The 25,450-nt window shown below is 71.5% G+C and carries 21 protein-coding genes; 7 read left to right on the plus strand and 14 right to left on the minus strand.

The window, feature by feature from the left end:
* The first annotated feature begins 94 nt into the window (after positions 1-94).
* Positions 95-1,477 (plus strand): AI-2E family transporter, encoded by a 1,383-nt coding sequence (locus ABZ565_RS28005; protein ID WP_361032576.1) that lies wholly within the window; start codon positions 95-97, stop codon positions 1,475-1,477.
* 76 nt (positions 1,478-1,553) lie between these two features.
* Here ABZ565_RS28005 and ABZ565_RS28010 read toward each other — a convergent pair whose 3' ends face one another.
* Both ABZ565_RS28010 and ABZ565_RS28015 read right to left on the minus strand, forming a co-directional pair.
* Positions 1,554-2,087: an alkyl hydroperoxide reductase gene (locus tag ABZ565_RS28010; RefSeq protein WP_093706689.1), complete on the minus strand. Its 534-nt coding sequence runs from the start codon at positions 2,085-2,087 to the stop codon at positions 1,554-1,556.
* 12 nt (positions 2,088-2,099) lie between these two features.
* Complete coding sequence (locus ABZ565_RS28015; protein ID WP_299532842.1) at positions 2,100-2,654, minus strand: peroxiredoxin; 555 nt, start codon at positions 2,652-2,654, stop codon at positions 2,100-2,102.
* 132 nt (positions 2,655-2,786) lie between these two features.
* Here ABZ565_RS28015 and ABZ565_RS28020 point away from each other — a divergent pair, with 132 nt between their 5' ends.
* Positions 2,787-3,752: a hydrogen peroxide-inducible genes activator gene (locus ABZ565_RS28020; protein WP_361032579.1), complete on the plus strand. Its 966-nt coding sequence runs from the start codon at positions 2,787-2,789 to the stop codon at positions 3,750-3,752.
* Positions 3,753-3,774: 22 nt separating this feature from the next.
* Here the strand turns inward: ABZ565_RS28020 and ABZ565_RS28025 are convergent, their stop codons facing one another.
* The 5 genes from ABZ565_RS28025 to ABZ565_RS28045 all read right to left on the minus strand — a co-directional run bounded on the left by ABZ565_RS28025 (position 3,775) and on the right by ABZ565_RS28045 (position 8,712).
* Positions 3,775-6,162, minus strand: coding sequence for an FtsX-like permease family protein (locus tag ABZ565_RS28025; RefSeq protein WP_361032582.1), 2,388 nt, complete (start codon positions 6,160-6,162; stop codon positions 3,775-3,777).
* Positions 6,159-6,845, minus strand: a complete 687-nt coding sequence (locus ABZ565_RS28030; protein ID WP_361032585.1) for an ABC transporter ATP-binding protein — start codon at positions 6,843-6,845, stop codon at positions 6,159-6,161. The genes ABZ565_RS28025 and ABZ565_RS28030 overlap by 4 nt, the downstream gene beginning before the upstream one ends.
* On the minus strand, positions 6,842-7,366 hold the full coding sequence (locus ABZ565_RS28035; RefSeq protein WP_361032588.1) for a PadR family transcriptional regulator: 525 nt from the start codon (positions 7,364-7,366) through the stop codon (positions 6,842-6,844). Before ABZ565_RS28035 ends, ABZ565_RS28030 begins: the two co-directional genes overlap by 4 nt.
* Before the next feature lie 105 nt (positions 7,367-7,471).
* Positions 7,472-7,744 carry a hypothetical protein gene (locus ABZ565_RS28040; protein WP_361032591.1) on the minus strand — a complete coding sequence of 91 codons (273 nt, stop codon included), beginning with the start codon at positions 7,742-7,744 and terminating at the stop codon, positions 7,472-7,474.
* Positions 7,741-8,712 (minus strand): SPFH domain-containing protein, encoded by a 972-nt coding sequence (locus ABZ565_RS28045; protein ID WP_361032594.1) that lies wholly within the window; start codon positions 8,710-8,712, stop codon positions 7,741-7,743. Before ABZ565_RS28045 ends, ABZ565_RS28040 begins: the two co-directional genes overlap by 4 nt.
* 227 nt (positions 8,713-8,939) lie before the next feature.
* On the opposite strand from ABZ565_RS28045, the gene ABZ565_RS28050 reads away from it, so the two are divergent.
* Positions 8,940-11,228: a transglycosylase domain-containing protein gene (locus ABZ565_RS28050; protein ID WP_361032597.1), complete on the plus strand. Its 2,289-nt coding sequence runs from the start codon at positions 8,940-8,942 to the stop codon at positions 11,226-11,228.
* A gap of 91 nt (positions 11,229-11,319) precedes the next feature.
* On the opposite strand, the gene ABZ565_RS28055 is transcribed toward ABZ565_RS28050, so the two are convergent.
* From ABZ565_RS28055 to ABZ565_RS28065, 3 genes are all read right to left on the minus strand, one after another.
* Entirely contained in the window at positions 11,320-13,209 is a 1,890-nt protein-coding gene (locus ABZ565_RS28055; protein WP_361032600.1) for an ATP-binding SpoIIE family protein phosphatase, read from the minus strand.
* Positions 13,210-13,606: 397 nt separating this feature from the next.
* On the minus strand, positions 13,607-14,314 hold the full coding sequence (locus tag ABZ565_RS28060; RefSeq protein WP_361032603.1) for a DUF402 domain-containing protein: 708 nt from the start codon (positions 14,312-14,314) through the stop codon (positions 13,607-13,609).
* 44 nt (positions 14,315-14,358) lie between these two features.
* Entirely contained in the window at positions 14,359-15,762 is a 1,404-nt protein-coding gene (locus tag ABZ565_RS28065; protein WP_361032606.1) for a class II fumarate hydratase, read from the minus strand.
* A gap of 114 nt (positions 15,763-15,876) precedes the next feature.
* Here ABZ565_RS28065 and ABZ565_RS28070 point away from each other — a divergent pair, with 114 nt between their 5' ends.
* Positions 15,877-17,400, plus strand: a complete 1,524-nt coding sequence (locus ABZ565_RS28070) for a ricin-type beta-trefoil lectin domain protein (RefSeq protein ID WP_361032609.1) — start codon at positions 15,877-15,879, stop codon at positions 17,398-17,400.
* Positions 17,401-17,461: 61 nt separating this feature from the next.
* On the opposite strand, the gene ABZ565_RS28075 is transcribed toward ABZ565_RS28070, so the two are convergent.
* The 3 genes from ABZ565_RS28075 to ABZ565_RS28085 all read right to left on the minus strand — a co-directional run bounded on the left by ABZ565_RS28075 (position 17,462) and on the right by ABZ565_RS28085 (position 22,205).
* On the minus strand, positions 17,462-18,763 hold the full coding sequence (locus ABZ565_RS28075; RefSeq protein WP_361032612.1) for a M18 family aminopeptidase: 1,302 nt from the start codon (positions 18,761-18,763) through the stop codon (positions 17,462-17,464).
* A 493-nt stretch (positions 18,764-19,256) separates the two neighbouring features.
* On the minus strand, positions 19,257-20,450 hold the full coding sequence (locus tag ABZ565_RS28080; protein WP_361032639.1) for an MFS transporter: 1,194 nt from the start codon (positions 20,448-20,450) through the stop codon (positions 19,257-19,259).
* An 87-nt stretch (positions 20,451-20,537) separates the two neighbouring features.
* On the minus strand, positions 20,538-22,205 hold the full coding sequence (locus ABZ565_RS28085) for a fumarate hydratase (protein WP_361032615.1): 1,668 nt from the start codon (positions 22,203-22,205) through the stop codon (positions 20,538-20,540).
* 145 nt (positions 22,206-22,350) lie between these two features.
* Between ABZ565_RS28085 and ABZ565_RS28090 the strand changes: the two genes are divergently transcribed.
* Positions 22,351-23,019 (plus strand): DUF1707 domain-containing protein, encoded by a 669-nt coding sequence (locus ABZ565_RS28090; RefSeq protein ID WP_361032618.1) that lies wholly within the window; start codon positions 22,351-22,353, stop codon positions 23,017-23,019.
* 167 nt (positions 23,020-23,186) lie between these two features.
* Positions 23,187-23,558 carry a WhiB family transcriptional regulator gene (locus ABZ565_RS28095; protein ID WP_361032621.1) on the plus strand — a complete coding sequence of 124 codons (372 nt, stop codon included), beginning with the start codon at positions 23,187-23,189 and terminating at the stop codon, positions 23,556-23,558.
* A 100-nt stretch (positions 23,559-23,658) separates the two neighbouring features.
* Here the strand turns inward: ABZ565_RS28095 and glpX are convergent, their stop codons facing one another.
* The gene (glpX, locus tag ABZ565_RS28100; RefSeq protein ID WP_161209672.1) at positions 23,659-24,690 is read right to left on the minus strand and encodes a class II fructose-bisphosphatase; all 1,032 of its coding nucleotides are present in this window, start codon (positions 24,688-24,690) and stop codon (positions 23,659-23,661) included.
* 143 nt (positions 24,691-24,833) lie between these two features.
* Between glpX and ABZ565_RS28105 the strand changes: the two genes are divergently transcribed.
* Complete coding sequence (locus ABZ565_RS28105; RefSeq protein WP_361032624.1) at positions 24,834-25,352, plus strand: DUF4245 domain-containing protein; 519 nt, start codon at positions 24,834-24,836, stop codon at positions 25,350-25,352.
* Positions 25,353-25,450 lie beyond the last annotated feature (98 nt).

The following is a 25,450-nucleotide window of genomic DNA, read 5'->3' on the forward strand; positions in this document are numbered from 1 at the left end:
GCCGTCCTTCGGTGGGGGGCTTCACGCGTGTACGGTCGTGCGGAACGCTCCCGGGGGAGCGGTGGGGAGAGCGGACGGGGGTAGAGGAACAGCTATGTCGAAACTGCCGGGGTGGCTCGGACAACTGGGTGCTGAGCTGAGCAGGCTGAGCGAGCGTCTCGATGAGCGGCGGGCCGAGTCGGAGGACGGCGACCCCCTGCTCGGGGGCGCGGGCCCGGCGGAGGCCGGGAAGGAAGAAGCGGCTCACGTGGACCAGGTGCCCGCCCCGCCCACCTACGCGCCCACCGTGGCCGCGCGGCCCGATCCGGTCGCGGCGATCCCGTGGGGGATGCGGGTCGCGGCCGAGGCGGGCTGGCGGCTGCTGGTGCTGGCGGGGACCCTGTGGGTGCTGATGCGGGTCATCAGCGCCGTGCAGCTGGTCGTGCTGGCCTTCGTCGCCGCGCTGCTCGTCACCGCGCTGCTCCAGCCGACCGTGGCCCGGCTGCGGCGCCACGGGCTGCCGAGGGGCCTGGCGACGGCCGTCACCGCGATCTCCGGCTTCGTCATCATGGGCCTGGTCGGCTGGTTCGTGGTGTGGCAGGTCATGGACAACATCGACACCCTGTCCGACAAGGTGACGAAGGGGATCGACGACCTCAAGAACTGGCTCCTGGCCAGCCCGTTCCATGTGACCGACAAACAGATCAACGACATCGCCAAGAACCTGAGCGACACCGTCGGCACCAACACCGAGGCGATCACCTCCGCCGGGCTCCAGGGCGTCACCGTGGTCGTGGAGTTCATGACGGGCGCGCTGCTCGCGATGTTCTCGACGCTCTTCCTGCTCTACGACGGCGCGCGCATCTGGCAGTGGGTGCTCAAACTGGTGCCCGCGCAGGCGAGGCCCGGGGTCGCCGGGGCCGGTCCGCGCGCCTGGCGCACGCTGACCGCCTATGTGCGCGGCACGGTCATCGTGGCCCTGATCGACGCGATCTTCATCGGGCTCGGGATCTACTTCCTCAATGTGCCGATGGCGGTTCCGCTGGCCGTCTTCATCTTCCTGTTCGCCTTCATCCCGCTCGTCGGCGCGGTGGTCTCCGGGGCGCTGGCGGTGGTGGTCGCCCTGGTCACGGAGGGCGTCTTCACCGCGCTGATGGTGCTGGCCGTGGTCCTCGCCGTGCAGCAGATCGAGGGCCATGTCCTCCAGCCGTTCATCCTGGGCCGGGCGGTGCGGGTGCACCCGCTGGCGGTGGTGCTCTCGGTCGCGGCGGGCGGCATGATCGCCGGGATCGGCGGCGCGGTGGTGGCGGTGCCGCTGGTCGCGGTGACCAACACGGTGGTCGGCTATCTGCGCAGCTACGGGCAGGAGGAGTCGCGCCGCCACTCGCCGCCCCCGCACGGGTCGACCGCGCTGGACGCGGCGCCCGCCGGCGCCTCCGGCGCCCCGCCGGAGAAGCCGGAGCAGGGCGGGGAGGAGCCGTCGCCGGACGCCTCGTAGCGCGTACGCACAGGAAGAAGGGCCCCTCGGACGGTCGGTCGTCCTCGGGGCCCTTCTCGTATTCAGGGTACGGCGCCTACTCGGCGAGTACGGCCTCGGCGTCGAGGGTCACACCCACCGCCTGGATCACCGAGGCGATCTTGACGGCTTCCTGGATGGTCTCGCGGTCCACGCCGGCCTTGCGGAGCACCTGCTCGTGCGAGTCGAGGCACTGGCCGCAGCCGTTGATCGCGGAGACGGCGAGCGACCACAGCTCGAAGTCGACCTTCTCCACACCCGGCTTGCCGATGACGTTCATCCGCAGACCCGCACGCAGGTTCCCGTACTCGGGGTCCGAGAGCAGGTGGCGGGTGCGGTAGAAGACGTTGTTCATCGCCATGATGGCGGCGGCCGACTTCGCGGCGGTGTACGCCTCCGCGGAGAGGTTGGCCTTCGCCTCCGGCTCCAGCTCGCGCAGCACCTTCGGCGAGCGCGAGGCGATCGCGCAGGCCAGGACGGTGCCCCAGAGCTGCTGCTGCGGGAGCTCGCTGTTGCCGATGACCGAACCGAGGTTCAGCTTCAGGTCCTTGGCGAAGTCCGGTATGGCGGACTTCAGTTCGTCGAGAGCCATATCGGTATCAGCTCACTCGCCCGAGAGGAGCGCGACCGGGTCCAGGGTGTTCTCGCCCTTGGTCCAGTTGCAGGGGCACAGCTCGTCGGTCTGCAGGGCGTCGAGGACCCGCAGGACCTCCTTGGGGTTACGGCCCACGGAACCGGCGGTCACCATCGTGAACTGGATCTCGTTGTTCTGGTCCACGATGAAGACGGCGCGCTGCGCGAAGCCGTCCTCGCCCTCGATGCCGAGGTCACGCATGAGCTCGTGCTTCGAGTCGGCCATCATCGGGAAGGGCAGGTCGGTCAGGTCCGGGTGGTCCTTGCGCCAGGCGTGGTGCACGAACTCGGAGTCGCCGGAGAAGCCGAGGATCTGGGCGTCACGGTCGGCGAACTCGTCGTTCAGCTTCCCGAAGGCGGCGATCTCGGTGGGGCACACGAAGGTGAAGTCCTTCGGCCACGCGAAGACGACCTTCCACTGACCCTCGTAGGTCTTGTGGTTGATCTGCTCGAACTCCTTGCCGCTTTCCAGCGACACACAGGCGGTCAGGTCGAACTCGGGGAACTTGTCACCGACAGTGAGCACGCGCTCTCCTTGCAGCGTAGGTTCTCCCCTTTTGAGGGAGTTCCTGGGGGTTGGACGATCTCCACCATGGCACAGAGTGCATTGATCGCGGAAATAGCTACACTCGGTCGTGATGATCGGAGGTACCTATCAGTGGTGCAGAGCAATCCGGGCAACCGGACCAAACAGCCCAGCCTCTCGCAGCTGCGCGCCTTCGCCGCCGTCGCCGAATATCTGCACTTCCGGGACGCGGCGGCCGCAATCGGGATGAGTCAGCCCGCGCTCTCCGGGGCCGTGTCCGCGCTGGAGGAGGCACTGGGTGTCCAGCTCATCGAGCGTACGACGCGCAAGGTGCTGCTCTCGCCCGCCGGGGAACGGCTCGCGGTGCGGGCGCGCGTGGTGCTCGACGCCGTCGGCGAGCTGATGGAGGAGGCGGAGGCGGTCCGCGCGCCCTTCACCGGAGTGCTCAGGCTGGGCGTGATCCCGACCGTCGCCCCGTATCTGCTGCCGGCCGTGCTGCGGCTGGTCCATGAGCGCTATCCGGCCCTCGACCTCCAGGTGCACGAGGAGCAGACCTCCTCGCTGATCGAGGGACTGGGCGCCGGACGGCTCGACCTGCTGCTGCTCGCCGTGCCCCTCGGTGTCCCCGGGGTCAGCGAGCTCCCGCTCTTCGACGAGGACTTCGTACTGGTCATGGACCGCGGCCACCCGCTCGGCGGGCGCACCGACATCCCCCGCGACGCGCTGCGGAAGCTGCCGCTGCTGCTGCTGGACGAGGGGCACTGCCTGCGGGACCAGGCGCTCGACATCTGCCGGGAGGCCGGCCGTACGGAGGGCGCGCCGGTCACCACGACCGCGGCCGGGCTCTCCACGCTCGTCCAGCTGGTGGCCGGGGGGCTGGGCGTGACGCTGCTGCCGCGCACCGCGGTCACCGTCGAGACCGCCCGCAACGAGGCGCTGACCACGGGGTACTTCACGGACCCGGCCCCCACCCGGCGGGTGGCGCTGGCGATGCGGACCGGGGCGGCCCGGCAGGAGGAGTTCGAGGAGCTGGCGGCGGCGTTGCGCGAGGCGATGGGGGTATTGCCCGTACGCGTGGCGGAGGACGACCGGACCTGAAGCCCGGCCGCCCTCCGCGGTGTCACTCGCTGCGCAGCCCGTCCGGGCGCATCATGCGCCACAGCGGCGGCAGGGACAGCAGCGTGACCACCAGGATGAGCGCCCCGCCCGCTCCCGCCAGGGGCAGGAACACCAGCCAGTCGTCGACCTCCTTGTCGACCATCCAGCACAGCGCCGCGCCCAGCGAGAGGCCGCCGGCCACCGCCACCGCGAGCCCGATGACCACGGGGAGGGCGGTCTGCCAGAGCACCGACCAGGCGAGGGTGGTCCGCCGGGTGCCGAAGGCGACCAGGACCGAGAGCAGCCGCTTGCGCTCGCGCAGCTGTTCCAGCTGGGAGACCAGCATGGAGGCCGCGATCAGCAGCAGCGTGAGGGTGGCGCCGACCTGGAGACCGGTCTGGACGCTGGCGTACTGGCGGTCGCGCGCGACGTTCGTCATGGTGACCAGGCGCATGCCGGGGTCGATGCGCGCCGCCGTGTTGCGTACGTACTCGGCGGCGTCCGGGACGCTCTCGTCGATGCGTACCTGGGAGGTGGTCGTCGCCCCCGGCAGACGGGCGGCATCGATCGCCCCCGGGGTGACCATGATCCCCCAGCGGTCCTCGCCGACCGGGTCCTTGCGGCTGACCACGGTCTTCGCGTCGGCGGGCAGCGTCCAGCGCAGCTTCCTGCCGCTCTCCGACTCGAACTCGACCTCCTTGCCCTTGCGGGCGGTCTGGTCCACCCAGTCGGCCATCTCCTTGTCGTTCCTCGGGTGCACGACGAAGGTGTCGCCGTCCTCGCAGGAATCGATGCGGGCGACCTCGCGCAGGGTGGCGCAGTCACCGACGTTCAACGACGTGGTGGGCTGGATCTCGTCCTCGGAGTACTTCCCGGGCTTGGTGACGTACGCCTCGACCATGCCGATGACCTGGGTGACGCCCTTGGTGGCGCGGAACTGCTTGATGGTCTCCACGGCGGCGTTGCCGCCGACCTGCTGCGACACGGCGTAGAACTGGGCGCGGGTGGTGTCCTGCCCGGTGATCTTGTTGAAGTCGGCGTTCATCGAGGCGAACAGCATCTGGATGGCGACCGCGCCGGCCACCGCCACCGTGACGCCGCTGACGGCCCGGGAGGCGGTCCCGCTGCTCAGCTGGAGCCTGCGGGTGGCGAGCTGCCAGGGCACCGGGCCGCCGCGCAGCCGGTTCACGCACGCCTCGACCAGCCACGGCAGCAGCAGGGCCAGCCCGACGAGGACCAGGACCGCGCCGGTGGTGATGGAGTAGGGGTTGACCTCCTTGTACTCGCCGGACGGACGGGTGAGTACGAGCACGGCGAGCCCGAGGAGCGGGAGCAGCATCCGCCACCACAGACGGCGCTTGCGGGCCCGGCTGTCGCGTACGACCCCGAGCGGTTCGATGACCACCGCGCGCATCGCGGAGAGCGTGACCAGCACGGCGGTCAGCGGGACGGCGACCGCGATGAGCAGGCACAGCCGCAGGTCGGGGGCGAGGTCCGCGGGGAAGGCGCTGACGTCCCAGACCTCGATGTGGCTGACGAACTGCCGGCCCACCAGGAAGAGGACGAGGCCGATGAGCACCCCGAGGACCGAGCCGAACAGGGCTTCGCCCGCCGCGATCCGCCGGGTCGACCTGATGTCCGTACCGACCAGGCGCAGTGCGGCCAGCCGGCGGTCGCGGCGGTCGCCGCCGAAGCGCACGGCGGTGGCGATGAAGATGGCGACGGGCGCGAGCAGCACCACGCAGATCATGATCACCAGCACGAGGAGCAGCGGGGCGAGCGGCGGGGTCGGGCCGGGGTCGCCGTACCCGGTGACGCGGTGGCCGCCCGCGGCCGGGGTCAGGGTGTCGCTGCCGGCGTAGAACCACAGCTCGTTGGGCGAGCGCAGCCCCTCGTCCGCGATGGTGCCGGTCACCTTGTACGGGAGACGCTCCTTGAGCAGGGCGTTGTCCGGGTCGTCCAGCAGGTCCTTCAGGGCGGGGGACACGACCATCTCGCCGCCCGCGGGCAGGGCGTCGATGCCCGGCGGGAGCACTGGGTGGCTGCCCTCCGCGCGCATCAGATAGCCGGTGATGCTGCGGTCGTGGTACTCGGTGTCGGCGCCGACCCGCAGGACCGAGGTGTCGGACTTCTTCCCCTGCGCGTCCGGGTTCTCGGAGATCTTGGTCTCGCTGCGGGCCGTGTCGCGGTCGTTGCGCGCGTCGAGCGCGTGCGGCACGGACGCGGCGAGGAACAGCAGCGCGACGCCGAGGCCGACGCCGACGGCGGTGAGCATCGTGCGGGTCCAGCCCTCGCGCCCGCCGGCAGCGGCGAACCGGACGCCGAGCGCGAGGTCGCGCAGCCAGGGCGCGGTGCGGGAGGGGCGGGCCGGGGCGGGGGCCTGGGTGCGCTTCTCGTCCAGGAGCGTCATACGGCGTGCTCCAGGTCGCGGGCCCGGCCGTCGCGCACGGTCACGTCGCGGTCGGAGTAGGCGGCGACGCGGGCCTCGTGGGTCACCAGGACCACCGCCACGTTGGCGGAGCGGGCGGCGTCGGTGAGCAGCTGCATGACGCGCTCGCCGTTGAGGGAGTCCAGGGCGCCGGTCGGCTCGTCCGCGAAGATCACCTTCGGGGAGGCGGCGAGCGCCCGGGCCACGGCGACGCGCTGGCCCTGGCCGCCGGAGACCTCGCCGGGGCGCTTGGCGCCGATGTCCTCGACCTCCAGGCGCTCCATCCAGGAACGGGCGGTGCGCTCGGCGTCCTTGCGGCGGGTGCCGTTGAGGCGGAGCGGCAGGGCGACGTTCTCGACGCAGGTGAGCTCGGGCACGAGCTGGCCGAACTGGAAGACGAACCCGAAGTCGCTGCGGCGCAGGGCGCTGCGCTCCGCGTCGGACATCGCGGACAGCTCGCGGCCGTCGTAGGTGATGGTGCCGGAGTCCGGGGTGATGATCCCGGCGAGGCAGTGCAGCAGCGTGGACTTGCCGGAGCCGGACGGGCCCATCACGGCGACGACCTCGCCGGGGTGGACGGAGAACGAGGCACCGTCGAGCGCGGGGGTCGACCCGTAGGTCTTGTGCAGGTTGTGCGCGGAGAGCAGGGAGCCGGCGGGGGTCACGGGGCCACCACTTTCTGGAGCTGGCCGAGGCGGGCGGCGGTCAGTTCCAGCCAGCGCAGGTCGGCTTCGAGATGGAACAGGGCGTGGTCGCAGATCAGCTGGTCGGCGAGGTCGCCCCGTCGCTTGCGGTCGGTGAGGATGCGCATCAGGCGCAGGTGCTCGGAGCGCTGGGCGTCCAGCACGTCGCCCGCCTCGCGGCCGGTGAGCATGGCCAGGACGACCTTGGTGTACAGGGTCGACTGGAGGTACGGCTCCGGCTTCTCGGGCTGCGCGAGCCAGGTGGCGACATCGGTGATGCCGGCGTCCGTGATCGCGTACCGCTTGCGCTCGGGGCCACCCCCGCTCTCCACGCCGTCGACCTCGACGAGGCCGTTCTTCAGCAGCCGGGACATGGTCGAGTAGACCTGCCCGTAGTGCAGGGGGCGGTCGTGCCCGAACTTCTCGTCGAACGTCCGCTTGAGGTCGTAACCGTGGCGTGGACCGGACTCCAGGAGCCCGAGCAGGGTGTGGCCGATAGACATGACCGGCACTCTACACGGTGTGTATACCTGCCGTGTATACGCGGGGGGTACACCCGGACGGCGCACGTGAGGGGCCCGCCCCTCACGGGACGGGCCCCTCACGTGTCATTCCTCGCCCGGTGGCTCCTGGGCTTCCCTGGGCGGACGCCCCCGGCGCGGAATCGGCGCCGCCCCGCCCGGCAGCCGGCCCGCCTCGGCGAGCGCCCGGCGCAGCAGGAACTCGATCTGCGCGTTCGCGCTGCGCAGTTCGTCCGACGCCCAGCGGGCCAGCGCGTCGTGCACGGCGGGGTCCAGCCGCAGCAGCATCTGCTTGCGCTGCCGCTGCCGCGGCCGGGCGCGGGGCGCTTCCCGCGCTTCCCCCGGGCTCTCCTCGGTCACTGGTAGAGCGTGCCCGTATTGAGGACCGGCTGGGCCGCGCGGTCACCGCACAGGACCACCATCAGATTGCTCACCATGGACGCCTTCCGCTCCGAGTCCAGCTCCACGATGTCCTGCTCGGCGATCCGGGTCAGCGCCATCTCGACCATGCCGACCGCGCCCTCGACGATCTGCTGCCGGGCCGCGACGACCGCACCGGCCTGCTGGCGCTGGAGCATCGCGGAGGCGATCTCGGGGGCGTACGCGAGATGGCTGAAACGCGATTCGATGATCCGCACACCCGCCGCCTGCACCCGGGCGGTCAGCTCGACGGCCAGCTTCTCGGTGATCTCCTCGGCGTTGCCCCGCAGCGACAGGCCGCCCTCCTCGTGGGCGTCGTACGGGTACTCGAGGGCGATGTGCCGGACGGCGGACTCGGTCTGCGTGGCCACGAACTCCAGGAAGTCATCCACCTCGAAGAGCGCCTGGGCGGTGTCCTCGACCTTCCACACGACGATCGCGGCGAGCTCGATCGGGTTGCCGTAGGCGTCGTTGACCTTGAGGACGGCGGTCTCGTGGTTGCGGACCCGGGTGGAGATCTTGCGGCTGGAGGTCAGCGGGTTCACCCAGCGCAGCCCGTCGGTGCGGATGGTGCCCACGTACCGGCCGAACAACTGGATCACCCGCGCCTCGCCCGGTGCGACCATCTTCACACCGCCCATGCAGAAGAACGAGGCGATGGCGAGCAGGACGCCCAGGACGCAGAGCGGGATGCCCACGGCGTTGTTCCCGTCGCTGCCGATGACGCCCCCGACGATGGCGAGCGCGATGCCGGCGATCACGCCGAGCACGGTCAGCAGCAGCCCGAGACCGCCGGCGATGCTGTGCGCCTTCACCTCGCGGACCTGCGGTTCCGGCATCTCCGGCGCGTCCGGGACGAGGTCGGCGGACGGCTGGGCGGTGGTGTTGGGGTCGTGCGGGTCGGTCATGGTGGCCCCCGTGATGGTCAGCTAGCCGGTCGCTAGCAATGTGATTACACATTAACGGTTTTCGCAACCTTGCGCACCCCTCAGGAGTCGGTTCCATCGGGGGCGGGTGCTGATTCTCACGTCCGTAAAACCTCGGATCGTCGGCTTTTCGGCCTTGCCCACAGTGTTAGCTGGCAGGTCCGGGCTGATTCGGCAGAGCACAGCAGAGAAACGGGAGCGACCAAGCGATGGGTCGAGCGGAAGCGCGACGAGCCCAGCGGCAGGCTGAGAAGAAGGGCGGCATACGCCGCTTCTTCACCTGGCGCAAACTACTGGGCACGGCCTTCGGGCTGATCCTGCTGGGCATGGGCAGCTTCGCCGTGCTCTACATGCTCGTGGACGTGCCCGAGGGCAACCCCAAGATGGAGCTGCAGGCGAACGTCTACAAGTACGCCGACGGCAGCCTGCTGGCCAGGACCGGCGAGGTCAACCGCGAGGTCGTGAGCCTCGCCGAGGTGCCCAAGGAGGTGCAGGACACCTTCGTCGCCGCCGAGAACAAGTCCTTCTACGACGACCACGGCGTCGACTTCAAGGGCACCGCGCGCGGCCTGCTCAACACCCTCTCCGGCAAGGGCAAGCAGGGTGGCTCGACCATCACCCAGCAGTACGTCAAGAACTACTACCTGGACCAGGACCAGACGGTCAGCCGGAAGCTCAAAGAGCTGGTCATCTCGCTGAAGCTGGACCAGAAGAAGACCAAGAAGGAAATCCTCGCCGGTTACATCAACACCAGCTACTTCGGCCGCGGCGCCTGGGGCATCCAGGCCGCCGCGCAGGCGTACTACGGCGTGGACGCCAAGGACCTGAACGTCTCGCAGGGCGCCTACCTCGCCGCGCTGCTCCAGGCGCCGAGCCAGTACGACTGGGCGGTCGCGGGTCCGAACGGCAAGCGGCTCGTCAAGGCGCGCTGGGCGTACACGCTGGACAACATGGTCGAGGAGGGCTGGCTCGACTCCGGCAAGCGCCAGAAGCTCACGTTCCCCGTTCCGCACGACCCCAAGCCGCTCAACGGGACGGCCGGCCAGAAGGGCTACATCGTCGAGGCTGCCCGCCAGGCCGTGATCAAGCAGACGGGCATCAGCGAGAACCAGTTCAACCGCGGTGGCTGGACGATCACCGTCAACATCGACAAGAAGAAGCAGCAGCAGCTGGAGAAGTCGGTCGAGACCCAGCTGCTCGACAAGCTGGACACCAAGAAGCGCAAGCTCGACAAGGACATCCAGGCGGGCGCGGCCTCGGTCGACCCGAAGACCGGCGCGGTGCTCGCGCTGTACGGCGGGCGCGGCCAGAACGAGCACTGGATATCCAACGCCGCCCGCACCGACTACCAGCCCGCGTCCACCTTCAAGCCGGTCATCCTCGCCGCCGCCCTCGACCAGAAGTCGAAGACGCAGGACGGCCGGCAGATCACTGCCGGCACCCGCTACGACGGCACCAGCAAGCGCCCGGTCGTCGGCAGCGACCGGTACTTCGCCCCAGAGAACGAGGACGACCACAACTACGGGCAGATCACCGTCCAGACCGCGATGAATCAGTCCGTCAACTCCGTCTTCGCGCAGATGGGCGTGGACGTCGGCATGGACAAGGTCATGAAGACCGCCGGCAAGCTCGGCATGGACGTGGAAGAGCTGGAAGCCGCTCCCGCGATGACCCTCGGCTCCATGGGCGCGAGCCCGCTGGAGATGGCCGGGGTCTACGCCACGCTCGACAACCACGGCAAGCAGGTCACTCCGCAGATCGTGAAGTCGGCCGTGCACCAGGGCGACGCCCCGGTCGACCTGCCCGACGCCATCGGTGACCAGGTGATCTCCCGCCAGGCGGCGGACTCCGTGACCTCCGTGCTGACCGGTGTGGTGGACGACGGTACGGCCCGCGGGTCGGTCCGCAACGCGGAGGGGCTCTCCGACAGGGACATCGCCGGCAAGACCGGCACCTCCGACGACAACAAGTCGGCCTGGTTCACCGGCTACACCTCCAACCTGGTCACCTCGGTCGGGCTGTTCGGCGAGGCGGCCTTCGACCGCACCGACGACGACGGCAAGAAGATCAAGAAGACCGCGCAGGTGACCCTCCAGGGGGCCGGCGGCGGAGGCCGCGTCAACGGTGGCGGCTTCCCGGCCGAGATCTGGGCCGACTACATGGGCCACTCCGTCGGCAAGGCCCGCGAGTTCGACCTCGACACCGACATGGGCGCCGGGGTCAGCCCGCCGCCCGTGACCCACTCGCCGAGCCCCAGCACCTCGCCCTCCGACGACCCCTCGCCCTCCCACTCGCCGTCCAGGTCGCCGTCCTCCGAGCCGCCGCCGTCCTCCGAGTCCCCGCAGAGCTCCCCGCCCGCCTCGCCCACGGACGGCGCGACCAGCGAACCGCCGCCCAGCCCCTCGAACCGGCCGGGCCCGGACCCCTCGTCCACCGTGGAGCTCCCGGACCTCTCGGGCGACAAGCGGCCGGACAACAACAACGACGACGACAGGTGACCGGCTGACCCACCGCCCCTGACCACGGCAACGGGCGGTGTACGAGGAGGAGCCTCGTACACCGCCCGTTCGCGTCTCCCGGGGCGGGGCGCTACCCGCGCACCGGCATCTCGAACCACACCACCTTGCCCGTCGACAGGCGCGTCGCGCCCCAGCGGCGGGCCAGACGGTTGACCAGGAACAGACCCCGCCCGTTCTCGTCCATGTCCTTGGCCCGGCGCTGCCGGGGCAGCTGCGGGGAGTCGTCGCCGACCTCGCAGCGCAGGGTGTCGGTCCGCAGCAGCCGCAGGGTGACCGGGCGCTCCGCGTACCGCACGGCGTTGGTCACCACCTCGCTGATCAGGAGCTCCACCGAGTCCGACAGGTCGTCCAGGCCCCACCGGCCGAGCGCCCTGCGCGCCAGCCTGCGGGCCCGGCCGGGGGCCGACTCGTCCGGGTCCAGGAACCAGTAGGCGACGTCGCTCGGCGCGATCCCGTCGAAGCGGGCGGCGAGCAGCGCGATGTCGTCGTCGCGGTCACCGGGGCCCAGCATGTCCAGCACGTCGTCGCACAGGGCCTCCAGCGGCGGCGAGTGGTCCGGGCCGGTCAGCCGGGCGGTCGCGGCGAGCCGTTCCCGCAGCAGCTCGATCCCCGTCCACACGTCCCGCAGCCGCGACTCGACCAGCCCGTCGGTGTACAGCAGCAGCGTCGCGCCGGCCGGTGCGTCCAGCTCGACGGCCTCGAAGTCCACCCCGCCCACGCCGATCGGGGCGCCCGGGGGCACCCGCAGGACCTCGGCGCGGCCGCCCAGGTGGAGCAGGACGGGCGGCGGGTGGCCCGCGTTGGCGACGGTGATGCGGTGCGCGACGGGGTCGTACACCGCGTACAGGCAGGTGGCCATGCGGTCGCTGCCGAGGCGCTGCGCCTGCTCGTCCAGGTGGTGCAGGACCTCCTGCGGGGGCAGGTCGAGCCCGGCCAGGGTCTGCGCGGTGGTCCGGAGCTGGCCCATGATCGCGGCGGAGGTCATGGAGTGTCCCATGACGTCCCCGACGACCAGGGCGACCCGGCTGCCGGGCAGCGGGATCGCGTCGTACCAGTCGCCGCCGACCCGGGCGGTCTCGGCGGCCGGGAGGTAGCGCGAGGCGAGTTTCACGCCGGTCGGCTGGGGGAGCGAGTCGGGCAGCATCGTGCGCTGGAGCTCGTCCGCGATGTACGCCTCGCGCCCGTAGAGCACGGCCTTGTCGATGCCGAGGGCGGTGTGCGTGGCCAGCTGGGCGGCGACCAGGAGGTCGTTGGCCTCGAAGGCCGGGCGCTCGGCGCCGCGCAGGAAGACCGCCGCCCCGATCACCCGCCGCCGGCCGCGCAGCGGGGCCAGGATCACCCGGTGGCCCGACGGCACCGCGCGGTCGGCGCCCAGCAGCTCGGGCAGCGCGACGCGGGCGGCCGCGGAGTCGCCGAAGACCGGCCGCACCCCGCGCAGCACCTCGGCGAGCGCGCTGCCGGCCTGCACCTCGCACAGCTCGGCGGCGGGCATCAGGTCGGCCTGGAGGTCGACGGCGGGCAGCCGCAGCCGCTCCGTCTCCGACAGGCTCTCGGTCTCCTCGTCGGTCAGCCGCAGCCGGTCCGAGCGGCGCAGCCGCAGCACGAACGGGTTGACCGGCCGCTCGTCGCCGACGGGCAGCGGGTCGCGGAGGTAGACGAGTATGGCGTCGGAGAACGTCGGCACGCTGGCCCGGCACAGCCCGAGCACGATCTCGTCCAGGTCGATGCCCCGGGCGATCCGCCGGGTCGCGGCCCCCACGAAGCGCAGCCGGTCGCCCTCGCGCCGCGTCGCCGCCTGTGGGTCGGGGGCCGCGCCCGCGAGGCCCTTGGCGGGTGCCGGGATCGCCGTGGCGGCAGCGGCGGCCGCCACGGCGGCGTCCCGCTGCCGCGGCCGGGTGCGTTCCTGCGGCCGGGCGGCGAGAGGCTGCCGGCCTTCGTGTGAGGTGGGGTGCTCCGTCACGCGTGGGATTCCGTCCGTCCGGGCCAGTTGTAAGAGGCAATCACCTTGTGGGGCGCTACTGTGCCCCGGCAGGAGCGGCAATAACAACGGCTGACATCGCCTTCCCCGCCGTACGGGGCCGAAACGCGATGTCCGATCAGGATGCCGGTGACAACGTTTCCGTGGGGGCGGCAGCGGTCGGCGGACACGTCTCCACCCCCTCGTAGTGGCTCATGCGATGCGGGCAACTCGTACGGCTCGTGGCGCCGATGCGGCCCCTGCGGGCGCGGTCCGCGCGACGAGCCGTTGACTTGCGGTCAGGTCCTGCGCCCCGCCTGCCGGTTGGGGTCGAAGACAGGCCCTGGCCGCGCTCCTCGGGACGATCCTACGTTCGCCCCCCTGGGGTGCATCAAGGGTCTCACGACGGCATGGCGGAAGCCGTACGGTCCGAGCCGTCCGGCCTGCGGTCCCAGTCGTCCGGGAGTTCGGGCACCGGCCACGCCGGATCGGGCCGCCAGTTCTCCCAGCCGTCCCGGAACGGCGCCCCCCAGGAGCGGATCAGCCCGACCGCCGCCCGCCCCGCGTCGCGCACCCGGCGCGCCGTGTCCGGCGTGATCAGGCCCACCCGCTGCGCCTGCTCGAACTCGTCCTCGTCGCGCCAGAGCCAGCTGCGGTCCGGGTAGACGGAGATGTCCAGGAAGTGGTCCTCGGAGTCGACGCCCCCGGCCCACCTGGTGCGCGGCTCCTCCAGGTTCACGTACCAGCTGCGGAACTGCCAGCCGCGTTCCCAGAACAGCCAGACGGACCAGGGGTCGCCGGGCCTGGCCAGCTTCAGCACGCCGTTGCCCAGCCAGAGCGAACGGGCCGTCGTGCGCGGGGCGGTGTACCGGGTGGCGAGCGGCTCGGCGTGCACGTCGGTGCCGTCCGCCAGGACCGGCTTGACGCACTCCGTGCCGGGTGCCACCCACACCGCGAGCAGCTCCTCGGTGTCCTGGACGACCGTGACCGGGCGGCAGATGTGGAACGCGTGAGCGGCGGAATCCGGCCGCCTGGGGCCGTTGCCCCGATAGCGCCACAGGATCTGGTCACCCGGCGCCCAGCGCTCGGTCTCTCCGGTACCCGTCATGGAGAGATCCTACGGAGCGCGCCGCCCCGGCACGGCGGCGCCCGTCACGGACGGGTCATGCGCAGCACGTCCAGGGCCTCGTCGAGCTGCTGCTCGGTCAGGTCTCCGCGCTCCACGTAGCCCGATTCGAGGACGACTTCACGGATCGTCCGGCGTTCCGCGAGCGACCTCTTGGCGACCTTGGCCGCCTCCTCGTAGCCGATGTACTTGTTCAGCGGGGTGACGACGGACGGCGAGGACTCGGCGTACTCCCTGGCCCGCTCGGCGTGCGCGGTGATCCCGTCGACCGTACGGTCCGCGAGCAGCCGGGAGGCGTTGGTGAGCAGCCGTACGGATTCCAGCAGGTTCTTCGCGATGACCGGGAGCATGACGTTCAGCTCGAAGTTCCCGGCGGCCCCCGCGGCGGCGACCGTGGCGTCGTTCCCCGTCACCTGCGCGGCGACCATCAGGACCGCCTCGGGGATGACCGGGTTGACCTTGCCCGGCATGATCGAGGAGCCGGGCTGGAGGTCGGGCAGGGAGATCTCGGCGAGACCGGTGCGCGGTCCCGACGCCATCCAGCGCAGGTCGTTGCAGATCTTGGTGAGCGAGACACCGATGGTGCGCAGCTGGCCCGAGGTCTCCACCAGGCCGTCCCGCGCGCCCTGCGCCTCGAAGTGGTCGCGGGCCTCGGTGAGCGGCAGCCCGGTGACGCGGGCCACCTCGGCGATGACGGCGGCGGAGAAGCCGGGCGGGGTGTTGATGCCGGTGCCCACGGCCGTGCCGCCGAGGGGGAGTTCGGCGAGCCGGGGGAGCGAGGCGCGCAGCCGCTCGACGCCGTAGCGGATCTGGGCGGCGTACCCCCCGAACTCCTGGCCGAGGGTGACGGGCGTGGCGTCCATCAGGTGCGTGCGGCCGGACTTCACGACCGTCGCGAACTCCTCGGCCTTGCGCTCCAGGGCGGCGGCCAGGTGGTCCAGGGCGGGGATCAGGTCGGCGGTCACCGCGGCGGTCGCGGCGATGTGGATCGAGGAGGGGAAGACGTCGTTGGAGGACTGCGAGGCGTTGACGTGGTCGTTGGGGTGGACCGCGCGGCCCAGGCGCTCGGTGGCGAGGGTGGCCACAACCTCGTTGGTGTTCATGTTCGACGAGGTGCCCGAGCCGGTCTGGAAGACGTCGACCGGGAAGTGCGCGTCCCAGCGCCCCTCCGCAACCTCGCCGGCCGCCTCCTGGATGGCCTCGGCGATGTCCGGATCGAGGACCTCCAGCTCGGCGTTGACCTTGGCGGCGGCGGCCTTGATCCGGGCCAGGGCCTCGATGTGGGCCCGCTCCAGGCGCTGGCCGGAGACCGGGAAGTTCTCCACGGCCCGCTGCGTCTGGGCCCGCCACTTCGCTTCGGCGGGCACCCTGACCTCGCCCATCGAGTCGTGCTCGACGCGGTAGCCCTCGGCCGTTCCCTGATCCGTCATCGTCCAACCTCCTTGAAGCCGCCCAAAAAGATGAGCAGTTGTCTTGTTCCATGTATTCCCAAGCCGCCTACCGACCAGTAAATACCGGGGGTAACCACAACCCGGGGAGGCGCAATGAGGCGCACCAGGCACAGACTCCGCTGTACGGTCGCGGCCGCCGCGGCCATCGCGGCGGCGTTCGGCGGCATGACCGCGGCCGCCGGACCGGCAGCCGCCCAGCCCCGTACCACCAGTACCGCATCCACGCCCCTGCCGCCCGAACTGGAGGCCATCCGCGCCGCCGAGGCCACCCGGCTGTACGGCGACCCGGCCGAGCGCCCGCTCACCGAGCGGAAGACGGGCCTCATCTCGCTCGGCGACAGCGAGATCTCGGGCGAGGGCGTCGGCACGTACGAGGCGGGCACCAACGGCCCCGACAACTGGTGCCACCGCTCGCCCGACGCCGCCATCCACCGCACGGGCATCCCGGCCGACGTCACGTACAACGTCTCGTGCTCCGGCGCGTACACCGGAAACATCGTCATCGGCGGCTCCAAGCAGTACGCCGACGAGCTGGTGCAGAGCGACAGCCTGGCCATCAAGGCGCGCAACACCCGCATCAAGATGATCGTGCTCGTCGCGGGCGCCAACGACGACCTCCAGTTCGGTCCGGTCATGACGGACTGCGTGGAGCGCTGGGTCCTCATCCAGGGCCCGTGTCAGTCGAAGTACGAGGGCGGCTGGCAGGCCCGCGTGGACGGGCTCGTCCCCAAGGTCGAGAAGACCGTGCGCGACCTGCGCACCGTGATGACCGGCGCCGGTTACGCGGACAGCGACTACAAGCTCGTCGTCATGGGCTACCCGAGCCCCATCGGCCCGGACTTCTACGACAACCCGAAGTACCCCGGCAAGCTTCCCGGCGGCTGCGCCGGGTACGACTCCGACGCCGCCTGGGGCCGCAACACCGCCGTTCCCGCATTCGAGCGTGGTATGCGCGAGGCGGCGGCCGACACCGGCGCGGTCTACTTCGACAACTCGCGGCTCTTCCACGGCCACGAGGTGTGCAGCGAGTCCACCTGGGCGCGCGGCCTCTCCATCGACCTCTCGCACTTCCCGCCGGACGCCAACTCGGTGCGCCAGTCCTTCCACCCGAACGCGGCCGGGCACGGCGCCTTCGCCTCCTGCCTCACCCAGATCTACGACTCCGGCCTCCGCGAGGCGAGCTGCGCCGACCCGGCGAGCACCGGGAAGCCCGTCCTCCGGCCGGTCGCCTGGGACGACGTCTTCAAGCCGCTGCGCGGCGAGGCGACGGCCGCCTGCCTGGACGCCCCCGCCTCCGTCACCCGCAACGACACCGGGGTCACCGGCTGGGAGTGCCACGGCGGCCGCAACCAGGGCTGGTGGTACGACTCCGGCACGCAGACCCTGCGCACCGAACTGAGCCACGACCGCTGCCTGGACGTCCCCGGCGCCGACTACGAGGCCGGCGCCGCGCTGATCCTCTACAACTGCTCCGGCGCCGCCAACCAGCGCTTCGTACGCCAGTCGAGCACCCTGCGCCCGGCCGCGTCCACGGGCCTGTGCGCGACCCTGGCGGGCGCCCATGACCCGCTGAGGCTGCAACCCTGCGACGGCACCGCGAAGCAGCGCTTCGCGTAACCCGCCGCGGACGCGGGAACGGGGAAGCGCCGGCCGCGGCCCTTCCCCGTTCCCGTGCCTCCTATCCGTGCGTCACGAACGCCGTCAGGATCGCCGCCAGATGACCCGGGTCCCGCGCCCCGCACAGCTCACGGGCCGAGTGCATCGAGAGCCCCGGCACCCCCACGTCGACCGTCGGCACACCCAGCCGGGCCGCCGTGAGGGGGCCGATCGACGTGCCGCACGGCATCGCGTTGTTGGAGACGAACGGCTGCCACGGCGCGCCCGCCCGCTCGCAGGCCGACGCGAACAGGGCGATCCCGGTCGAGTCGGTGGCGTACCGCTGGTTGACGTTGACCTTGACCGTCGGGCCGCCGTTGGGCAGCGGCTGGTGGCCCGGGTCGTGCCGCTCCGCGTAGTTGGGGTGCACCGCGTGCGCCATGTCGGCGGATACGCAGTACGCGCCGGCCAGCGCCCGCGACCAGTCCTCCCCGCTGCCGCCCCGGGCCGACACGGAACGGCTCAGCACCCGCTCCAGCATCGGGCTCTGCGCCCCCGTGTCCGAGCCGCTGCCGACCTCCTCGTGGTCGAAGGCCGCCAGCACCGGGACGTACGCCGGCGGCTCGGCGGCCGCCGCCGCGGCCGTCAGCGCGGTGACCCCGGCGTGCACCGACACCAGGTTGTCCAGCCGCGACGACACCAGGAACTCCCGCTCCGCGCCCAGATAGCCGGGCGGCTGCACGTCGTGCAGCATCAGGTCCCAGCCCAGCACGTCGCCCGGCTCCGCCTCGGCCGCCGCCGCGACCCGGCGCAGCAGCGCGCCCTCGTCGGCCGCGCCGAGCGACCAGACGGGCGCGATGTGGCGCTGGCGGTCCAGGGCGAGCCCGTCATTGACGGTGCGGTCCAGGTGGATCGCCAGCTGCGGCACCCTCAGCAGCGGCTCGTCGATCTGCACGAGCCGGGACTCGGTCCCGCCGCCCGGTGCGCGCAGCGCCAGCCGGCCGGAGATGCCCAGGTCGCGGTCGAGCCAGGTGTTGAGCGGCACCCCGCCGTAGATCTCCACCGCGACCTGCCGCCAGCCCGCCGAACTCGTGTCGGGTGTCGGCTTGACCCGCAGGTTCGGCGAGTCGGTGTGCGTGCCGACGATCCGGAACGGGGTGTGGGCGGGCAGTGACTCGGGAACGTACCAGGCGATCAGCGCGCCCCCGTTGACGACGAAGGCGCCGCCCGTGGTGCCCGTCCAGTCGTCGGTTCCGCGCAGTTCACGGAAGCCCGCCTTCTCCAGCCGCTGGGCCGCGCTCGCCACGGCGTGGTACGGGGAGGGGCTGGCGGCGATGAAGGTGAGCAGGTCGTCGGCATGGCTGCGGTGGGGGACCGGCGTCATGCGGTGTCCGCCTTTCCGGAGTGGGACGGTGGGGGGTGGCGCGGCGCCCGGGGTTCGGACGGCCGTGCGGCGAGGGGCGGCAGGGGGGGGGTCGGCAGAGGCGAGGACGGCGGCGGGCCCCTGGGGGCGGGCCCGCGTCCGGCGGTGGCACCGGGCCGGCCGCCCGGCGGTGCGGAGTTCTCCGGCAACGCCGGACAACCCACCGCATTCGCGTGGTGCCCCGCAAGTCCGGCGGACGGTCCGGTGCGCGAAAGCGGCGGTGCGCTGCGGGGCGCCGCGGCGGCCGGACGGGCGCCCGGGGCCCCGCCCCGGTCCGTGCCGGCTCCGCGCGGGTCCGGCGGGCGCCGTCGCGCGGGCGTCGCGGCGGTCGCGCGAGATTGGCTGATTTCCGATGTACGTGTAGCGGCCCGGCGTCGCGCCGGGGGGAGCGCGGGCCCGGCGTCGAGCCGGGGCGCCGGGCCCGGATGTCCCGGCCCCGCGTCCCCCTGCTTCGTTACGGCGCCGGCGCCGCCGCCCGCCGCGTTCCCGCCGTGCGCACCAGGTACACCACCGCGACGGCGAGGGCCGCGCCGTGCGACCAGCCGACGACCGTGAGCGGGCCGACGTGCTCCAGGGCCGCCGCCACGGCGATCATCCCGGCCCCGAAGCCCAGGTTCTCCACCGTCGCGGACAGCCCGAAGGCGTGCGCCCGGGGCCCGGCCGGGAGGGTCTGGAGGTGCGAGGTGTACGAGACCTCGGTCAGGCCGTCCGCCGCGCCCGCCACCAGCGCGATCACGGCCGTGGCCGCCGCCGGGAACCCGGCGAACGCCAGGATGAACGCCGCCGACATCACGCAGGTGCCGTAGCCGAAGCCGGCCGCGCCCACGGACCGGCCGGTGCGGCGTCCGTAGCGCTGGATCACCTGCTGCGCCACGATGTTGCCGACCGCCCACAGGCACCAGAACGCGCTGACGAACAGGGCGGGGTGCGCGTCGTCCAGCGCGGCGGAGTGCACGGGCAGCGCCGCGTTGTGCGACGAGGAGCCGAGCGCGTCCACCCCGCGCAGCCCCACCATCAGCCCGAGACCGGGCACCGCGGCCAGCGCGGCGAACGCGACCGGCCTGCGCCGCCGGGGCCGTTTCCCCTCAGGCTCTCCCGTGACCGCCCTGCCCCGCCCGCCGCCCGCGACCGGCAGCAGCGCCACGGTCAGAGCGCAGACGGCGAAGGTGCACAGGTCCACCACGAACGCGGCGGTGTACCCCACCAGCGACACGACCACACCCGCCGAGGCGAAGCCCGCCACCATGGCCAGCGAACGCCCGGTGACCGACAACGAGTTCGCCCAGGACCGCCGCTCCTCGCCCACCATCTCCGGCACGGAGCTGCGCAGGGCCACCATGAACAGCGTTCCGCAGGCCCCCACGACCACGGACACGGCGAACAGCGACGGCGTGCGCCAGCCGTCCGGCGCCAGAATCAGCGGCACCATCACGGCGCCCTGCGCGATATTGGTCCAGAGCATCACGCTCTTCGCCGTGAAGCGCGCGAGCAGCCCGCCGGCGACCAGCCCGGCGAGAAATCCGGCACCCAGCCGCAGGGCCATGAACAGCCCCATCGCGAGCGCCCGCCCCGTCGTTTCGTAGACGAAGAGATTGAGCGCCACCATGTTGAGGAAGGTGCCGTACGAAGAGACCGCGCACCCGGCCACCAGAAAGCGGAAGGGACGCTCACCGCGCGGCGAGCCGGCCGCTCGCGCACCTCCCCACCCGCGCATGACGGTGATCCGGCCCGGGACTCAGCCCAGGCCCGGGCCGCGTACCGGGATGCTGGTGAACGTGGGCGCCGGAGCGGGCTCGGTGAAGAAGTCGTTGCCCTTGTCGTCCACGACGACGAAGGCGGGGAAGTCCTCCACCTCGATCCGCCAGACCGCCTCCATGCCGAGCTCCTCGTACTCGACGACCTCGACCTTCTTGATGCAGTCCTGCGCGAGCCGGGCCGCCGGGCCGCCGATCGAGCCGAGGTAGAAGCCGCCGTGCTCGCCGCACGCGTCGGTGACCTGCCTGGACCGGTTGCCCTTCGCCAGCATCACCTTGGAGCCGCCCGCCGCCTGGAACTGCGCGACGTAGCTGTCCATCCGGCCGGCCGTCGTCGGGCCGAAGGAACCGGAGGCGTAACCCTCGGGGGTCTTCGCCGGACCGGCGTAGTACACCGGGTGGTCCTTCAGGTACTGCGGCATCTCCTCGCCCGCGTCCAGCCGTTCCTTGATCTTGGCGTGCGCGATGTCGCGCGCCACGACCAGCGGACCGGTCAGCGAGAGCCGGGTCTTGACCGGGTACTTGGTCAGCTCCGCGAGGATCTCGTCCATCGGCCGGTTCAGGTCGATCCGGACGACGTCGCCCTCGGTGTCGAGGTGCTCGTCGGTGGTGTCCGGCAGGAAACGGGCCGGGTCCTTCTCCAGCTGCTCCAGGAAGACACCCTCGGCGGTGATCTTCGCGGTCGCCTGGCGGTCCGCCGAGCAGGACACGGCGATGGCGACGGGCAGCGAGGCGCCGTGCCGGGGCAGGCGCACCACGCGGACGTCGTGGCAGAAGTACTTGCCGCCGAACTGCGCCCCGATACCGATCTTCTGCGTCAGCTCGAAGACCTTCTCCTCCAGCTCCTTGTCGCGGAAGCCGTGCCCGGTGGGGGAGCCCTCGGCGGGCAGCTCGTCCAGGTAATGGGCGGAGGCGTACTTCGCGGTCTTCAGCGCGAACTCGGCGGACGTACCGCCGACGACGATCGCCAGGTGGTACGGCGGGCAGGCCGCGGTGCCCAGCGAACGGATCTTCTCCTCCAGGAACTTCATCATGGACGCCTCGTTGAGGACGGCCTTGGTCTCCTGGAAGAGGAACGACTTGTTGGCCGAGCCGCCGCCCTTGGCCATGAAGAGGAACTTGTACGCGCCGCCGTCGGTGGCGTACAGCTCGATCTGCGCGGGAAGGTTGGAGCCGGTGTTCTTCTCCTCCCACATGTTCAGCGGGGCCATCTGCGAGTAGCGCAGGTTGAGCTTGGTGTACGCGTCGAAGATGCCGTGCGACAGGGCCTCCTCGTCACCGCCCTCGGTCAGCACGTTCTGCCCGCGCTTGCCCATGACGATCGCGGTGCCGGTGTCCTGGCACATCGGCAGGACGCCCGCGGCGGCGATGTTCGCGTTCTTCAGCAGGTCGAGCGCGACGAACTTGTCGTTGGACGAGGCTTCCGGATCGTCCACGATCCGCCGCAGCTGCGCCAGGTGCGCGGGGCGCAGGTAGTGCGAGATGTCGTGCATGGCCTCGGCGGCCAGGGTGCGCAGCGCCTCCGGCTCGACCTTGAGGAACGTACGCCCGTCGGCCTCGAAGGTGGACACACCCTCGGCGGTGACCAGACGGTACGGCGTGGTGTCCTCTCCCAGAGGGAGCAGATCGGAGTACGCAAACTCTGGCATTACGGCCATTCCTCACTCGGCAGACAGCGGCTGGCCACCCTTGGACAGCGCACCCACCAGGGTAGGACGCGCCGGGAGCGGCGGGCCTGTGAGGTAGGGCTCACCACCCCTGTCGCGATCTATCGCGTTTCGGTACGCTGGGGCGGTGGACCTCGAGAAGCAGCCCCAGCAGCCCACCGCACCGGCGGACACCGACGCCATTCGTGCCTCCGACGCGGACCGCGACCGGATCGCGGACATCCTGCGGGAGGCGCTGGCCGAGGGCCGGCTGACCGCCGACGAGCACGCGGAGCGGGTCGACTCCGTCTACCGCGCCAAGACCGTCGGTGAGCTCGAACCGCTCGTACGGGACCTGCCCGCGCCGGGCGGAGCGCCCAGGGCCGCCGCAGGCACGCCTTACGCGTACAGTCCCGAGCCGGTGTCCGGTCCCGCCGACAACCTGGTGGCGATCTTCAGCAGCTCGACCCGCAAGGGCCGCTGGCGGGTGGGTGCCCGCACGAACGCCTTCTCGCTGTTCGGCAGTGTGGAAATCGACCTGACGGAGGCGCTTTTCGGACAGCGTCTCACCGTCATCAACGCGACGTCCGTCTTCGGCAGCGTGGACATCAGGGTCCCCGAGAACATCTCGCTGCGCGGCAGCGGTACGGGCATTTTCGGCAGTTTCGAAGTCCGCACCCTGGAATCCGCAGACCCCGAGGCGCCCGTGGTCGTGGTCAACGGGTATGCGGTGTTCGGCGGCGTCGAGGCGAAGCCGAAACGCGGCAGGTTCATCGCGGATCTCCAGGACCGGCTGCGCAAGCACCTCGGCCACTGACACTCTTCCGCCCGGGCGCGCGGAGTCGCTTTCATCCGGCCGAAAAGGGACTCGACCGCAATTGCGTGGAACGGACCTGAGTGCCACTCAGTGCATAGGCGCACGCACAGCGGGTAGGGACTGCTGCATCGTCTCTCGCTCGCGAAGCCGTCGTCAGGAGTGGACCCGTGCTGCAACTGCCGCATCAGCCCCTGCAGGTCGCCGCCGTCCCCCCGCAGCGTGTCCCCGCTCGGGAGGACCAGGCCGGCCCCTGGCACTCGGAGGCGGTGTGCCGCCGGGACGAGGCCGGGCTGTTCTTCGCCCCGTCGAAGGAGCCGACTGCCGCCCGCCTCTCGCGCGAGGAGTCCGCGAAGCGGGTCTGCGCGCGCTGTCCCGTGATGGTGGAGTGCCGCGAGCACGCCCTGATGCAGCCCGAGCCCTACGGGGTGTGGGGCGGTCTCACGGCCGCCGAGCGCCGCGTGGCGCTGGCCCGGCGCAGGCGGCGCGACGTGGAGCTGAAGGCCGCGGGCGCCTCCGGCCGGGTGGCCGCGGCGGGCTGACCGGACCGCCGGTCCCGTATCCGTACGCACCGCGCGTCCGTACGTACGAAGAGGCGCCCCCACCGCACACGGGGGCGCCTCTTCGGGCGGGCGCGCGGTGCTACTTCGCGCGGTCGAAGTCGATGGCGCTGTACGCCCGCAGCTTCGACAGCCGGTGGGTGGAGCTGATCGTCCGGATCGTGCCGGACTTGGACCGCATGACGATGGACTCCGTGGTCGCCGTCTCCGAGCGGTAGCGCACCCCGCGCATCAGCTCGCCGTCCGTGATCCCGGTCGCCACGAAGAACACGTTGTCCCCGCTGACCAGGTCGTCCGTGGACAGCACCCGGTCCAGGTCGTGCCCGGCGTCCAGGGCGCGCCGCCGCTCGGCCTCGTCCTTCGGCCAGAGCTTGCCCTGGATGACACCGCCGAGGCACTTTATGGCGCAGGCCGAGATGATCCCCTCGGGCGTGCCGCCGATGCCCATCAGCAGGTCCACACCGGTGCCCTCGCGGGCGGCCATGATCGAACCGGCCACGTCGCCGTCGGAGATGAACTTGATGCGGGCGCCGGTCTCCCGGATCTCCTTGACGATGCCGTCGTGGCGCGGGCGGTCCAGGACGACGACGGTGACGTCCTCGGGCGTGGAGTTCTTCGCCCGGGCGACGCGGCGGATGTTCGCCGAGACGGGGGCGTTGATGTCCACGAAGTCGGCCGCCTCCGGGCCGGTGACCAGCTTGTCCATGTAGAAGACGGCGGACGGGTCGAACATCGCGCCCCGGTCCGCGGCGGCCAGGACGGCGATCGCGTTCGGCATGCCCTTGGCGTTGAGGGTCGTGCCGTCGATCGGGTCGACGGCGATGTCCACCTCGGGCCCGGTGCCGTCCCCGACGTGCTCGCCGTTGAACAGCATGGGCGCCTCGTCCTTCTCGCCCTCACCGATGACGACGACGCCGTTCATGGACACGGTGGAGACCAGGGTCCGCATGGCGTTCACGGCGGCGCCGTCGGCCCCGATCTTGTCCCCGCGGCCGACCCAGCGCCCGGCGGCCATGGCGGCGGCCTCGGTGACCCGGACCAGCTCGAGGGCGAGGTTGCGGTCGGGGGCCTCCGGGGAGACCTCCAGCTGGGACGGCAGATGATGCTCGGACATCGGAGCGCACCTTTCTGTACGGCGACGACCGGATGAGGGTGATCTGACTCTATCGCCAGGCCGATAAAATGAGCAGACCGGGTCACGTTTGAGCGGGGCGGCCCCCGGTTCGGACGCATGGAGGCTGATGCGACGATGGGGGCGTGGCAAGCAAGCAAGGCAAGCAGACCGTCCGGGACATGATCCTGTCGTTGTTGGCGATCGCCGCCGTGGCAGGTGTCGTCTACATCTTCATCCCGCACGACGACAAGTCCGATCCGGTCAAGGCGGTCGACTACCGCGTCGAGCTCCTGACCGCGCGGCGCGCCGCCCCGTACCCGGTGGCGGCCCCCAGCGGCCTGCCCGCGGGCTGGAAGCCCACCTCGGTCACGTACGAGCGGGACAAGGGCAACAGCTGGCACCTGGGCTTCCTCGACCCGGACGGCAAGTACGTCGCGGTGGAGCAGTCCACGGCCCCGGCGAAGTCGTACATCACCCAGGTGAGCCAGGAGGCCAGGGACACCGGGCGCACCCAGGACGTGGCCGGGCAGACCTGGCAGCGCTGGGAGGGCCCCAAGTACGACGCGCTGGTGCGCGAGGAGAAGGGCGCCACGACGGTGGTGACCGGCTCGGCCCCGGCGGAGCGGCTGGCGGAGATGGCGGCGGCGCTGAAGACGTCCTGACCGACGTACGGCGTACGGATACGGGGAGGCCCAGGTCCGTGTAGACCCCGCTCAGGGTGGGAAGATCGAGGCCCCTCGCGTACGTGACGAACGTGTCC

The sequence above is a fragment of the Streptomyces sp. NPDC016469 genome (assembly GCF_040632905.1).
GTDB lineage: Bacteria > Actinomycetota > Actinomycetes > Streptomycetales > Streptomycetaceae > Streptomyces.